At 32.4% G+C, this 14,110-nt stretch carries 12 protein-coding genes; 4 read left to right on the forward strand and 8 right to left on the reverse strand.

What is annotated here, in order from left to right; translation table 11 throughout:
• A complete protein-coding gene (locus tag HM986_RS10660; RefSeq protein ID WP_179335078.1) occupies positions 1-660 on the forward strand; it encodes a hypothetical protein in 660 nt (219 codons plus the stop codon).
• On the opposite strand, the gene HM986_RS10665 is transcribed toward HM986_RS10660, so the two are convergent.
• Complete coding sequence (locus tag HM986_RS10665; protein ID WP_179335079.1) at positions 657-1,715, reverse strand: DUF3667 domain-containing protein; 1,059 nt, start codon at positions 1,713-1,715, stop codon at positions 657-659. The two genes, HM986_RS10660 and HM986_RS10665, sit on opposite strands and share 4 nt — an antisense overlap.
• Positions 1,716-1,905: 190 nt before the next feature.
• On the opposite strand from HM986_RS10665, the gene HM986_RS10670 reads away from it, so the two are divergent.
• Positions 1,906-3,150 carry a hypothetical protein gene (locus tag HM986_RS10670; protein ID WP_179335080.1) on the forward strand — a complete coding sequence of 415 codons (1,245 nt, stop codon included), beginning with the start codon at positions 1,906-1,908 and terminating at the stop codon, positions 3,148-3,150.
• A gap of 80 nt (positions 3,151-3,230) precedes the next feature.
• On the opposite strand, the gene HM986_RS10675 is transcribed toward HM986_RS10670, so the two are convergent.
• The 5 genes from HM986_RS10675 to HM986_RS10695 all read right to left on the reverse strand — a co-directional run bounded on the left by HM986_RS10675 (position 3,231) and on the right by HM986_RS10695 (position 9,190).
• Entirely contained in the window at positions 3,231-4,688 is a 1,458-nt protein-coding gene (locus HM986_RS10675) for an oligosaccharide flippase family protein (RefSeq protein WP_179335081.1), read from the reverse strand.
• A 53-nt stretch (positions 4,689-4,741) separates the two neighbouring features.
• Complete coding sequence (locus HM986_RS10680) at positions 4,742-6,028, reverse strand: glycosyltransferase family 4 protein (protein WP_179335082.1); 1,287 nt, start codon at positions 6,026-6,028, stop codon at positions 4,742-4,744.
• A 33-nt stretch (positions 6,029-6,061) separates the two neighbouring features.
• Positions 6,062-6,379 carry a hypothetical protein gene (locus HM986_RS10685; RefSeq protein WP_179335083.1) on the reverse strand — a complete coding sequence of 106 codons (318 nt, stop codon included), beginning with the start codon at positions 6,377-6,379 and terminating at the stop codon, positions 6,062-6,064.
• Between the two features lie 17 nt (positions 6,380-6,396).
• Positions 6,397-8,832 (reverse strand): YfhO family protein, encoded by a 2,436-nt coding sequence (locus HM986_RS10690; protein ID WP_179335084.1) that lies wholly within the window; start codon positions 8,830-8,832, stop codon positions 6,397-6,399.
• An 85-nt stretch (positions 8,833-8,917) separates the two neighbouring features.
• Entirely contained in the window at positions 8,918-9,190 is a 273-nt protein-coding gene (locus HM986_RS10695) for a DUF4834 family protein (RefSeq protein WP_179335085.1), read from the reverse strand.
• 151 nt (positions 9,191-9,341) lie between these two features.
• Here HM986_RS10695 and HM986_RS10700 point away from each other — a divergent pair, with 151 nt between their 5' ends.
• Positions 9,342-10,298 carry a transporter gene (locus tag HM986_RS10700; protein WP_179335086.1) on the forward strand — a complete coding sequence of 319 codons (957 nt, stop codon included), beginning with the start codon at positions 9,342-9,344 and terminating at the stop codon, positions 10,296-10,298.
• Between the two features lie 20 nt (positions 10,299-10,318).
• The gene (locus HM986_RS10705; protein ID WP_179335087.1) at positions 10,319-11,437 is read left to right on the forward strand and encodes a GNAT family N-acetyltransferase; all 1,119 of its coding nucleotides are present in this window, start codon (positions 10,319-10,321) and stop codon (positions 11,435-11,437) included.
• Between the two features lie 102 nt (positions 11,438-11,539).
• Here HM986_RS10705 and HM986_RS10710 read toward each other — a convergent pair whose 3' ends face one another.
• Both HM986_RS10710 and HM986_RS10715 read right to left on the reverse strand, forming a co-directional pair.
• Complete coding sequence (locus tag HM986_RS10710) at positions 11,540-12,799, reverse strand: aminotransferase class I/II-fold pyridoxal phosphate-dependent enzyme (protein ID WP_179335088.1); 1,260 nt, start codon at positions 12,797-12,799, stop codon at positions 11,540-11,542.
• 243 nt (positions 12,800-13,042) lie between these two features.
• Positions 13,043-14,080: a PLP-dependent cysteine synthase family protein gene (locus HM986_RS10715; protein WP_179335089.1), complete on the reverse strand. Its 1,038-nt coding sequence runs from the start codon at positions 14,078-14,080 to the stop codon at positions 13,043-13,045.
• Positions 14,081-14,110 lie beyond the last annotated feature (30 nt).

Below are 14,110 nucleotides of genomic sequence, written 5' to 3' on the forward strand. Positions count from 1 at the left end.
ATGGATTTGCCTAAAGGTTTTCATAAAGAAGTTATTGAAGTTAGCGAACAAATGCTCAGTAATGATACTATAAAATCTAAAGTTTCAACCTCTGCTTTAAAGCCTGGTGGAGCTAGTTTTAAAACCAATGTTTTGATTCAAGCCAATCCTTCTAAATTAATTTATAAACCTTCCATTGGAGCCGCAATCTTCAGTTTTATATTTTTAGCCGTTGGTTTAGGAGTTCTTTTTTATGCTTTATATCCATTGTTTCAATCCCATATTGAATCTGTTTCTATCCCTTGGTTTTTAATTCTTTTTGGACTCATTTTTTCTGGTGCGGGAGGTTTCATGTTTTACATATTTTATAAACCGCGGGTTTTCGATAAGCAACAAGGACTTTATTACACGACTTATGCATTTAAAAATCATCGATCTAAAAGAAATGTATCTGAAGACTATTTACGCTTAAAATCAATAATTGCCATTCAAATCATAGGTGAACACATAAAAAGTGACGATGGATCTTACAAAAGCTTTGAACTCAACTTAGTTTTGGATGATGCGTCTCGAAGAAACGTCGTTGACCATGGAAACCTTAAATCTATCATTAACGATGCTGAGATGTTAAGCGAATTTCTAAATATTCCTATTTGGCATGCTAGCTCTATTAAAAATTAATAGAACATAAAAGCAAAAAACATTATAAGCACTGCAGAAATAAAAACGACTGGAAAAAAGAGCATTGTTAAGAGAGACGTTTTAATAAAACTTAAAAACCATCCTTGATTATAAAAGCGTTTTATAGCTATAAAAAGATATATAAAACAAGATAATGCAATTAAGAAATCCACTATATCTGATAGTTCAAAAATCATGTTAATCCCAAAAATAATACTCAATACAGTAAAAATAAATGAGAAATAATAAAAGCCGAAGACTAGATGGTGTGAATAAGAGCCTTTCTTGTAATAAAAAAACTTAATAATAAACGCAAAAATTGGCAACAAGAAGAATAAGGCAATTGGCACAGTATCTATAAATGTTGCCCAAATGTTTCCAGCATCTTTAGCTTTATATAGTTTAAGACCTTGCTCGTAAACCTTTCGTTTAAACCAATTATCTCCTTCTTTTACATCCCAATGTTCATAAATAACTTTATCAGAGGCTTGAGCTTCTAATAAAGAATCCAATTCAACTTGAAATGAACCTAACGAAATATTATTCTTTTTAGGTAAAACATCTAATGATACAATAGAATCAATTTCTCGTTGAGACATTCCCGATAACAACTTTGTATTTTCTAAAGTTTCACGTATTTCAATACGATCTAAAGAATCTTTTGTTCTTTGAAGCAATGGATCAATTAATGCTATATTTTCAGAATCAAGAGCTTCCTTAAAACCTCTAGTTAATGAATCCGATTGTTCGCTTACAGTAAACGAAAAGATAAAGAAAAACACCACTGAAACAAACAAATACATCTGAGCAGGATGTAAATACAATAAACGCTTTCCTTTTATAAACTCTTTCGCTAAATAGCCAGGCTTAAATAATAAAGGAATAAAACTCTTAAAAAAGCGTGCATCAAACGAAAAGTAATTACTGATGGTATTATAAAATAAAACACCTATAGTAAGTTCATCATTAGCTTTCTGTCCACAATGCGGACAAAATTGAAAATCCGCATCAAAAGGTCGTTCACAATTTTTACAATTCACTTGATTTGGTTTCATGGTTGATGCTTAGTATCGGCTTAAAAGTAATAAAATATACGACATTATAGGTGTTCATGAGAAGACTGAATCTAACCAGAGTAGTATTATTAATTACCCTACAATCATAACACCTTGTTAAACAGCGGATTATTTTTTTGGCACGTTGTTTGTTTTATACTTAACGAGTTTAATTTAAAACCCAATTATTATGAAACGAATTGTATATTTATTTGCAGCTTTAGTCGCTATAAGCACAACTGCATTCGCAACTACCACCACAACATCAGAAGCAGAGACTTCAATTAATAACTATGTGAAAGGTTATGGCAATTCTTTCATATTTAATGAAGCCGGAATTGAATTTTCTGTTTTTGCAGATGGCCAGTTTGATTTTTATTTACCAAATTATGGACCAGATGTAAGCGTCGGAATTAACACCCCTGGTTTTAGTTTGAGTTTTAACTCTGGTTATGATTATAATCCTTATTTACAATACGATAGTTTTGGAGCTATTATTCAAATTGAAAACACACCAATCTATTATGATTATTACGGTCGTGTCAATCAAATTGGAAACATTTTTATCAACTACAATAATTTTGGTAGAATTAGTAACGTTGGAGGATTAAATGTGTACTATAGAAACAATGTGTTTTATAGATATGACGGCTTTATTAATGTGTATAATAGATCTTACATTTACAGACCTTGGCACCAATTTTATGCGGTACCACATGCTAATTACAGTATTGTACATATAAATCCATATAGGCAACATTACACCCCTGTAAGACATATTTATTATAGACCTTATACTAACAATGTAAGACATTATAATATTGGAAGACGCGATAATGGTTATGCGGTTAGAAGAACCACCACAACTACGAGAACACGTGTCAGTTACGCACAAACTCCGAGAAACAGTAGAGAGCGTAGTATTAGAAGTCAAGCACAACGCAATAATACGACAATTGCAAGCACAAGAGCTACACGTTTAAGAGATAACAATTCAACGGTTACTAGAACTACAACGACGCGAAGTACAACTGCAACACCTGCACGTTCTGCGACGAGAGTTTCAGCAACTACAAGAACAGTAACCCCTCGTAATAGTGTAACAACGAGAACGAATACTAGAGTGTCAACCCCAAGTAGAACACTTACCCAGAGTTCCACTAGAGTTACACCTACGAGAAGTACAAATACAAATGTGACTAGAAGCAGTTCTTTTGTGTCTAAAACTATAGAACGAGGAAATAGTTCATCAGTTAGAAAACCAACTGTTACTAATTCTCGTATATCTACTAAAGCAACGTCACAAAGCTCAAGAAAAAGTAAGGTGGCTCAAAATAGAACAACGAAATCGGCTGTAAAAGCAAGATCAAATACAAGTAGTAGAACAAGTAATCAAAGTTCTACAAGATCTACCTCAAGTCGATCTAGAGGATAAAAAGTTTTTTTTGGTTGGTTAGAAGTTCCCGTATATAGTGTGCCTCAAAGCGCTTTACGGGAATTTCTTTTATATGAAATTTAAAGATTTAGGTACTTCTTTATTTGTTGTGAAATATCTTCTGAGACATTTAACTTATAAATGAATATGAAATAAATGACACCTATTAATCCAGATTTGAGAATAATATTCATTATTGGATGAAAAGAGAAATCCCAAAAATAAAATGCTAACGACAATACGAATATTGCTAATACAACCTTAGCTGAACCAATTGTAAATGGCAGCATATTAAATTTTCGTTTCACAAAAATAATTTTAATAGTGTTATAAACACAAACAGCTAAAAATGTTGCAAAAGCAGAACCTTCAATACCATACACAGGAATGAAGACGGTGTTCAGCACAATGGCCATAATAGCAAGTAATACACCAAAAAACAAAACCATTCTGTAATAATCACTATTAAATAATATGGCATTATTGTTCCCTAGACTATTATCATAGAGTTTAGCAAGACTTACGATTAAAACTACAAAAAGTCCCCCTGTAAATTTCTCTGGAAGAATTTGATACAATTGATTGATGTTTAAAATAATGAGTAGAAAAATAAAACCACTGACCACCAAAAGTGTTACAGAGCTCCTTTTGTATAAATCTTCTAAAGCGACTTTGTCCTTTTCATTAAGATATTTTGCTGTTAATGGTAACATAATTTGATGCATGGCACGCTGCGGAACAGCAATAACTGTTGCAATAAAAATAGCCACACTATAATAAGCAACTTGTTCAATATCTGGTAACATTAGCCCAATCATAAATTTATCAATATCTAGAATAAGCATCGCCACCGAACCTGCAATAATCATTAATGATGCATACTTTAATATTGAAAATTGATTTTCTAATTTCTGAAACTTTAACTTCGGAAATCTTATAGAATAGGCATATAGCTGCATAATTACCATACGCAAGACATAAACAACAACCAGTGCGTTAATAAATTGGGCAACCGACAACCAATCTAAATACACTGCAAAGAGTAAGAATATAATGCAAACTCTGTGAAATATCTCTTTCATTACGTTTCCAAAAACCGTTTGCATTTGTACTTTTGTCCAAGCAAAAAAGATTTCGAAATAAGCCATTGCCACAGCCAGAATAAAAATATGCCAGATATAATTTTCTACAATTTGGTTTTCGTTTGAAAGCCAATCTACAATTGAATCATAAGCAAAATAGCCTATAACAGCCGTTGGAATTATAAACAATAATGGCAAAAACAGCATCAGCGTTAAAAAGCTATTGATACTATTCTTCGTTCTAAAAGTGGAATAAAATTTTACAATGGCATTATGCACTCCAAATGCCATAAAAGGCATCATAATATTAGCTGCTGAAAGTAGAAAGGCAACTAAGCCATAGTATTGATCTGTTAAAAAATTAGTGTAAAGAAAAAGTGTATTAATAGCACCAATACCAAAGCCCAAGTAAGTTGTAATAGTATTTTTAAATGATTGGCTTAATACAATTCCCATAGTCTAGCAAAATACAACTATAAAGCTTTAAATTCTATTACGAATTTCAAAAATTAACGCTTCAAAATTATTGCGCTTAATTTTTGAGTCAGAGCTTTTCGACTATAAGGTTGCAAACCTACAGCATTCACTTCTAAGGTATTATTCTGATAAGCTTCGAAATAGCTTAAAAGTTGCACCTTTAATTCGGGTTTCTGTTTGTAGTTAAAATAGGTTCCTGTATTTGTTGATTTAATTATTTGTTCTACATCTGAATCTTTTGGACCAATGGCTAATATAGGTGTTTCAGAAACGAGATATTCAAAAACCTTACCTGCTATAATGGCCTTAGTATCTTCTGAATCAATTTCAATGAGCAATAACAATTGAGATTGCATTTGAAATTTTAATGCTTCATCATGACTCACATAACCCAAAACATTGACATGGTTTTTTAATCCATTTTTGTGAATGGACTCAGTAACATCATCACTTACCACACCTATTAATTGTAATTTGAAGGCTTCAGAAAAAGCATCATTTTCTTCAATTAATTCTGAAAGGGTTTCCCATAAAACCACAGGATTACGTTCTGATAATAACGAACCAATATGAGATAGAGTGAACTTCTCATCCTTCCTCTCTACCCTGACTGAATGAGAATCGTAACCATTAGTAATTACAGAAATGGGTTGTTTAGTTTTGGTTTGAAATTCGTTTTTGGTATGATTACTAGTTACTATAATTTCATCAGCTGCATTTAGAACCTTTTGCTCTAAGTCGGTGTGTTTTGCCTTTGAAGCATCTGTCAATTTTAAATTTTTATGATAGCCAATAGTTGTCCAAGGATCTCTAAAATCTGCTAACCATTTTGCACCTAATCTTGCTTTTAATTGTAAACCAATTAAATGTAAACTATGTGGTGGACCTGTTGTAATAATAGTTTCAATTTTATGTTTTTGAATATAATCTGACAAAAACGAAACTGAAGGCTGTACCCAATTTTTGCGTGCATCAGGTATAAAATAATTACCTCTTATATAAAGCATTGTTTTTTCAATCAACGACTGCTTTTTTGCTTTTGGAATCACTCCTGAACTGATTTTTTTAGAGCGTCCTTTAGAAAACAAACGCGCTAAACCATAAGGTTCATTAATCGGTTGTTTTAAAATAGTAATTGTATTTGGGATGTCATTCACCAAACTTTCGTCCATAATGGGATAATTTGGATTTTCAGGACAATACACAATGGGTTCTATACCAAACTCAGGCAAATACTTCACAAATTTTAACCAACGCTGCACGCCTGGCCCTCCTGCTGGTGGCCAATAATAGGTTATTATGAGTACTTTATTTTTCATCGTGAATTCCTACGAAGATAGGAATCTAATTAATTAGTCTACTATAATTGAAATGAGTGAATCATTTTTAAATATCAAAAATGTATTATCTAAGAACAACGTATCTCCTTTTTTATCAACTGTGATATGAGCGTGATTTAGATTTAAGAAAGACTCTATTTCATTTTTATCATATAATCTTTTTGATGCTATTTCTCCTATTACATGAGTATCTGACTTTAAAAGCATAAAATTTATTTTCTTAAAAGCTAACTCCACTTCTAACGAATTTGATTTACCAAATTGATAAATTGCGAGAACAATTGAGAACACAAATAAAATCCAAAAACTTTTTTTATAAGTTAACTTCATAACATGAAAGATTAATATCAATTATTCTTCCTACGCTTTACCTCATAAAACAATCCACCTAAAAGAAGCAATCCTAATAAAACAGAACTCGCTAAAGCCACTTTACTTCCTGTTTCTACAACCTGCGGTTCAAACTTAAATTCTATAGTGTGATTTCCTTTTGGAACTTCTAAAGCTCTCAATACGTAATTCACATGGAAATGTGGAACCAATTCACCATCAATGTAGGCATTCCAACCATGACTATAATATATTTCAGAAAATACCGCTGCACCTTCGTTTCTATTGTTGGATTCGTATTTTAAATAGTTAGGTTTAAATTCTTTTAACTGAATTGAAGCTATTGAATCAACTTGATAGGATGTTTTTAAATTATATTCAGCCTGAGTCGTTTGTTCTAAAACAGCTATCGTCTTTGTATCTAAACTATCTAAAGCTAGGATTTCTTGATTAGCATCTTTCACCACCTTAAGTTTAGAAACAAACCAAGCATTGCCATTAGCATCTGTATTGGTATAAGGAAAAATTTGGCCTTGTTCTTCCGCTATGATATATTTAGTGTTAAGCATGTTAAGGACATTCATGTTGTTTTTATACACATGAAAATCTAACAACTCATTAACACGACCTAATTTAGCCGCATGATAACCAAATAATGAATTATGAAAATAGGCAGATCTTGCAGGTTTACGCTGTCCTTCATTTGACATATCTAAAACCCTGAAATGACTGTTATCATTTAAGATTTCTAAATCAGCACTAGTTGGTTGATAAGGTTTATCTACTTTTAAGGCAGATACAAAATTATCATTATTAACATATTCTCTATCTACCGTTACTAAATCGAAAAGAATTAGAACAGCAAATACAACCACGACTAAATTTTCAGACAATTTCTTTTTTAAGAACATAAAAATAGTACCTGCTGAAAGCAATACTAAAACCAGAGCTCTCAATGTATCTGCAGTCATCAAAGCTTTACGATCTTCAATTACAGCATCAATAAAAGACTGACCATATGCACCAATATATTGATCATCTCTGAAACTTTCAAAATCAAATAGAAAAGATTTAAATATTAAAAAGATTAAAGCTAAAACTGCTGTGATTGCAACTGAATATTTTAAAGTTTTAAGTTTTTCTTCATCATTCTGAAAATCATTAAATAAACGAACTAAAGCCATAATTCCTAAAACAGGAATACATAATTCTAAAATAACTTGAATAGAACTTACAGCCCTAAATTTATTATACAACGGCACATAATCAATAAAGAAATCAGTTAATAACCCAAAATTCTTTCCATATGATAGACATAATGATAAAAGCGTACCGCCAACAAGCCACCATTTTAATCTGCCTTTTACTAAAAACAATCCTAAAACGAAAAGAAAAATAATTACAGCACCTACATACGCTGGAGCCTCTACTATTGTTTGATCGCCCCAATACATCGGCGCATTTCTGGCTCCGTCTAGGGCTTCAATTGGAGAAGCCCCCAAACTAATATAAGCTTCATAAGTGTTAGAATCCCTTCCTACATCTTCAGAATTTCCTCCTCCCATAAATTTGGGAATAAAGAGATTGAAAGATTCTAGAATACCATAGCTGTACTCTGTAATATATTCCCTACTTAATCCTGAAGTTACCTCTTTAGGAGATCCATCTACATTTATAGTTAAATCACTCTTGCCTCGAGTACTTTCTTTAACATACTCTTGAGTCGCCATAATATTTGTAGCGTTTAACCCAACAGCTAAAATCGCAGCAATAGAAAGTAATCCTACAGTCTTAAAAAAATGCGGCAATTGTTGTTTTTTGTAAGCATCGACGAGATAAGCCACTCCTAAAACTAACACCAATAAAAGGAGATAATAAGTCATCTGAAAATGATTCGTTACGATCTCTAAACCTAAAGCAATAGTTGTTAAGAAAAATCCGAGTATATATTTCTTCCGAAAAGTGAGTACAATACCTGCCAAAACCAAAGGCATATAGGCAATGGCATGCGCTTTAGAGTTATGTCCTACACCAAGTATAATAATGAGATAGGTTGAAAACCCAAAGGCTAATGCTCCGAGTGCGGCAAGTTTAAAATCTACTCTTAGTGAAAGTAATAATATGTAAAACCCAATAAAATACAGGAATAAATAATCTGCTGGCCTCGGTAGGAATCGTAAGGTTAAATCGAGTTTCTTTATATAATTATGCGGATATTTTGCACCTAATTGATAGGTTGGCATACCTCCAAATGCACTGTTTGTCCAATAGGTTTCTTCTCCTGTGGTTTTGGCAAACTCTTTTTGCTGTTCTGCCATACCAATGTAATGCATGATATCACTTTGGTTGATTTTCTTGCCTTGTAAAACAGGACTGAAATAGGCTAAAGATAATGCTACAAATCCTACTAAAATTAAAATATGTGGCAACAAACGTTTAATAGAAAATGACATAAAAATGCTTTAAGTTGAATGATTCTGAAAAGTAGCTATTTTATTTGAAACATTATATGAGATTCCTAATTACAAAGGAATTCTATTAATCAATTTCTTCGTAATCTATATATTCACCGACTTTTTGGTTAGAAGAACCATTTTTGTTCGGCATTTTATCAATGACGGTTTCACCTTCCTTTTGCTTTTGCTCCTGTCTTTTTTGATTCGGATTTTGAAATCCACCAAATTGACCACCAAATTTTTCTTCAGCTTTCTTGGCTACAAACTTCAACAATAAAGGCGCAAAAAGACGTGATAATATCTTAAAGCCAAAGTAAACAAGTAAAATAATTAATATAGTTCTCAATAATCCCATGGACTAAGCTTGTTGTATGATAAACATGTTATAATATTCAAAAATACAATTATACTCATTTATAATCCGATTTAATTCCTTAAAAAAACTATAAAATATCTATATTTGACTTCAATCTACAATAGACCGAATGGTTTTAAATCCATATACAATGCGAATACTCAAATCTATACTTGTTTTAATTTTTGCCTTTAGTTTTAATTCTACCTACGCCCAATATACTGAAGTTATTAACTCTAATCGACCTGGCGTTTCTAAAAGTGCCTTTTCTGTCGGGACAGGGGTTATACAATTTGAAACTGGAGCTTACACAGTAAAAGAAGAGCATGCGCTTGCAAATTACGAAGTGTCAGGATTTGGTCTTGATTTTGCGTTGAGATATGGCTTATTCTTTGAAGAGCTAGAACTATCTCTAGACGGTATTTATCAAAATGATAAAATCACTTATAATAATGCTACAATTCCTCTTCCAGACAAACGCTCTAATTTTAAAAATTTCACTTTAGGTGCAAAATATTTGGTATACGATCCTTATAAAAATGCAGAAGAAGAAAAGCCTAACCTATATAGCTTTCACGCTAACAATAAGTTTAGCTGGAAATCTTTAATCCCGGCTGTTTCTGTTTATGCTGGCGCTAATTTTGACGCTAAAGACAATCCATTTACGGCAACAGATATTGAAGGCTTTAGCCCAAAAATAATGCTGGCGACACAGAATAATTTTAATGGAGGTTGGGTATTTGTAATGAACTTAATTAAAGATAGAATCGGAACAGATCAATCTGACTTTCAATATATTTTTACACTAACACATTCATTTACTCCACAGTGGGTTGTCTTCGGTGAAGCACAAGGTATTAAAAGTGATTTCTATGCGGATAATATTTTTAGATTTGGAGGTGCTTATCTCTGGACTAAAAACTTTCAGTTAGATGCCAACCTTGCCTTTAATACTAAGGACACACCAACTGTTTTAAATATTGCATTTGGAGCGTCGTATCGCTTAGATTTCCATCAAGATAAAAAGATAGATAATGGTAATGGCAATGACGGTAATTTCAAGAAAAAGAAGAAAAAGGAAAAGAAAACAAATGATTTCGATTCTTAATTTATAGCGTTCTTAACTACATGATAACAATTAAAGAAGCCACATCAAAAAAGGACTTAAAAGCATTTGTTCGGTTCCCTTTTAAAATTTACGAAAATTCTGAATATTGGGTACCTCCTATTATAAAACAAGAATTAGAAACTTTTAATAAAGACAAAAACCCAATCTTTAAAGATGCTGAGGCACGATTTTTCTTAGCCTACAAATCAGGAAAAGTTGTCGGTAGAATTGCAGCTATTATTAATTGGCTAGAAGTTGACAAGCAAGGCATAAAGAAAATGCGTTTTGGTTGGTTTGATTTTATAGATGATCTAGACGTCAGCAAAGCGTTATTAAATACTATTGAAGACATCGGAAGAACACAGCAACTTAGTTATGCTGAAGGCCCTGTAGGATTTTCAAATTTAGATAAAGTCGGTGTTATGACCGAAGGCTTTGATCAATTAGGAACAATGATTACGTGGTATAATCACCCTTATTATATCAATCACTATAGTCAACATGGGTACATTATAGAAAAAGAATACTCAGAAAATAAATTCCCTTTTGAAAATGTAAAGCCCGAATTTTTTAAAAAGGCACAAGAACTGATTAAACGACGGTATAAGTTAAGAGCTCTTCAGCTTACAAAAACAGAAGAGGTAATGCCTTATGCAGATCGTATGTTTGATTTGTTTAATGAGAGTTATTCATCTTTATCCTCTTTTGTTGAAATTACAGATATTCAGAAAGAGTACTTTAAAAAGAAATTTATTAGTTTTATTAATCCCGAATACATCAAATTTGTAGTGGATGAACATGATAAATTAGTTGGATTTGCTGTTGTTATGCCACGGTTTGCAAACGCTTTACGAAAAGCAAATGGCAGATTATTCCCTTTTGGGTTTACACATATTCTAAAAGCTAAAAAACAGAGTAAAGATGTTATTTTCTATTTAATAGGTATTCATCCAGACTATCAAAACAAAGGGGTCCATGCCGTTATTTTTAATGAGTATTATGAAACCTTCAAGCAAAAAGGCATTGAAACTTGTTATAGAACTCCAGAACTCGAAGATAATATTGCTATCAAGCAAATCTGGAAACATTTTGACCCTAAGGTTTACGTGCGACGAAAAACGTTACGAAAAAATCTATAAAAAGTAATTTTTAGCACCTAGAATGTTGGTTGCTAATTATATAAGTTAAAAAAAAAGGTCATCACTTATTGCGATGACCTTTTTATATTTATAGTGACTTATTTATTCGCCCATCGCAGCAATTAAGGCTGCTGACATTCTTTTATAAGTACCGTTTACTAAACGTTCTCTAATAGCATCAAAAGCATCTAACGTTTCTCTTACATCTTCTAATGTATGAGTAGCAGTCGGAATCATTCTTAACAAAATTAACCCTTTAGGAATCACAGGATAAACAACTATAGAACAGAATATTCCGTAATTTTCTCTTAAGTCTCTTACTAAAGCCATAGCTTCTGGAATACTACCTTTAAGATATACAGGAGTTACACAACTTTGTGTTGTTCCGATATCAAAACCACGTTCTTTTAAACCTGATTGCAATGCATCAACTATAGTCCAAAGATTCGCTTTTAGTTCTGGCATTGTGCGTAACATGTCTAAACGTTTTAATGCCCCAACAACAAGTTGCATTTGTAAAGACTTAGCGAACATTTGAGAACGTAAGTTATATTTTAAATAATCTATAATTTCTTTATCAGCTGCAATAAACGCACCTGTACTTGCCATAGATTTTGCAAAAGTTGCAAAATAGACATCAATATCATCTTGCACTCCTTGCTCCTCACCTGCTCCAGCACCTGTAGCACCTAAAGTTCCAAATCCGTGAGCATCATCTACAAAAAATCTAAAATTGAATTTTTTCTTAAGCTCAACAATTTCTTTTAAACGGCCTTGTTCCCCACGCATTCCAAAGACTCCTTCAGAAATTACTAGAATTCCACCACCTGTTTGCTCTGCCATTTTAGTAGCACGCTCAAGGTTTTTCTCTAGGCTTACAATATCATTGTGCTTATAAGTAAAACGTTTCCCCATATGAAGACGTACACCATCAATAATACAAGCGTGTGCATCAACATCGTAAACAATAATATCGTCTTTAGCAACCAACGCGTCAATAGTAGATACCATTCCTTGATACCCAAAATTTAAAAGATAAGCCGCCTCCTTATTAACAAAAGCAGCAAGTTCTTCTTGTAATTTTTCATGTAAATCTGTATGACCAGACATCATACGAGCTCCCATAGGATAAGCTGAACCATATGCTGCACCAGCTTCCGCATCTACTTTTCTCACTTCTGGATGATTGGCTAAACCTAAGTAGTCATTGATACTCCAAGTAATTACATCTTTACCTTGAAATTTCATCCTGTTAGAGATTTGCCCTTCGAGCTTAGGGAAAACAAAATAACCTTCAGCCTGAGCTGCCCATTTTCCAAGTGGTCCTTTATCTTTGTAAATCTTTGCAAATAAATCCTTCATGCACGCATACTTTGACATTAATTATTAATTCTATGTTTATAGCACATAAAATCAACGATTAATAATTGTTAATTTATCTAGTTAGTGTCTGCAAAATTAGGTAATAATATTATGAATGCATAATTTATTTAGTGAAGTATTCACAAGTTATAAACCACTTTATTCACCCTATTTTACGTAATTATTCTGCAAAAAAAAGCCTATTACAAATTTAGCAATAGGCATGTGTTTTTATATTATAATTTACTTTATGTACTCAATAGTAGCTTGTAAAGCACTTTTAGCATCAAAAAAGCCTTGGTCTTCCATCCACTTATCATTATAGACTTTACTCATATAACGCGATCCATGATCTGGAAAAATAACTACAATTTTATCCGTTGGCTTAAATTCACCTTCTTCTTGTAATTGTTTAATCGCTTGCATTGCTGCACCACTTGTATAACCAACAAAAAGACCTTCTGTGTTTGAAATTTCTCTTGCTGTGTGTGCACTTTCTTCATCTGTAACTTTGATAAACTTATCAATTAGATCGAAGTCTGTAGCCGTAGGAATTAAATTCTTACCCAAACCTTCAATTCTATAAGGATAAATTTCTTTATCATCAAACTCACGTGTTTCGTGATAGCTCTTTAAAACAGAACCATAAGCATCAACACCAATAACTTTTACATTTGGGTTTTGCTCTTTTAAAAACTTCGAAATTCCAGAAATTGTTCCACCAGTTCCACTACATGCTATTAAGTGTGTAATTTCACCACTTGTCTGATCCCAAATTTCTGGACCAGTAGAACTATAGTGTGCATCAATATTTAATTGATTAAAATATTGATTAATATAAATAGAACCTTTATTCTCTTCGTGTAAGCGTTTTGCAACTTCGTAATAAGAACGAGGATCATCAGCTTTTACATGTGCAGGGCAAACATAAACTTTTGCTCCCATAGACTTCAACATGTCTATTTTATCTGCAGATGATTTAGAGCTTACAGCAAGAATACATTCATATCCTTTAATGATACTCACCATAGCGATACTAAATCCGGTGTTACCCGAAGTTGTTTCTATAATTGTATCACCTGGAGTCAAAATACCCTGACGCTCAGCTTCCTCTATAATATGTAATGCAATTCTGTCTTTTGAAGAATGACCTGGATTAAACGCTTCTACTTTGGCATAAAACTCACCATCGAAGTCAGCAGTCATTCTATTTAATTTGATTAGGGGTGTGTTACCTATTAGTTGTAACACATTATCAAATACATTTTTGTTTTGCTTCATAAATAAAATTTTTCAGTAACTAATCAATTT

The organism is Winogradskyella costae (genome assembly GCF_013403865.1).
GTDB lineage: Bacteria > Bacteroidota > Bacteroidia > Flavobacteriales > Flavobacteriaceae > Winogradskyella > Winogradskyella costae.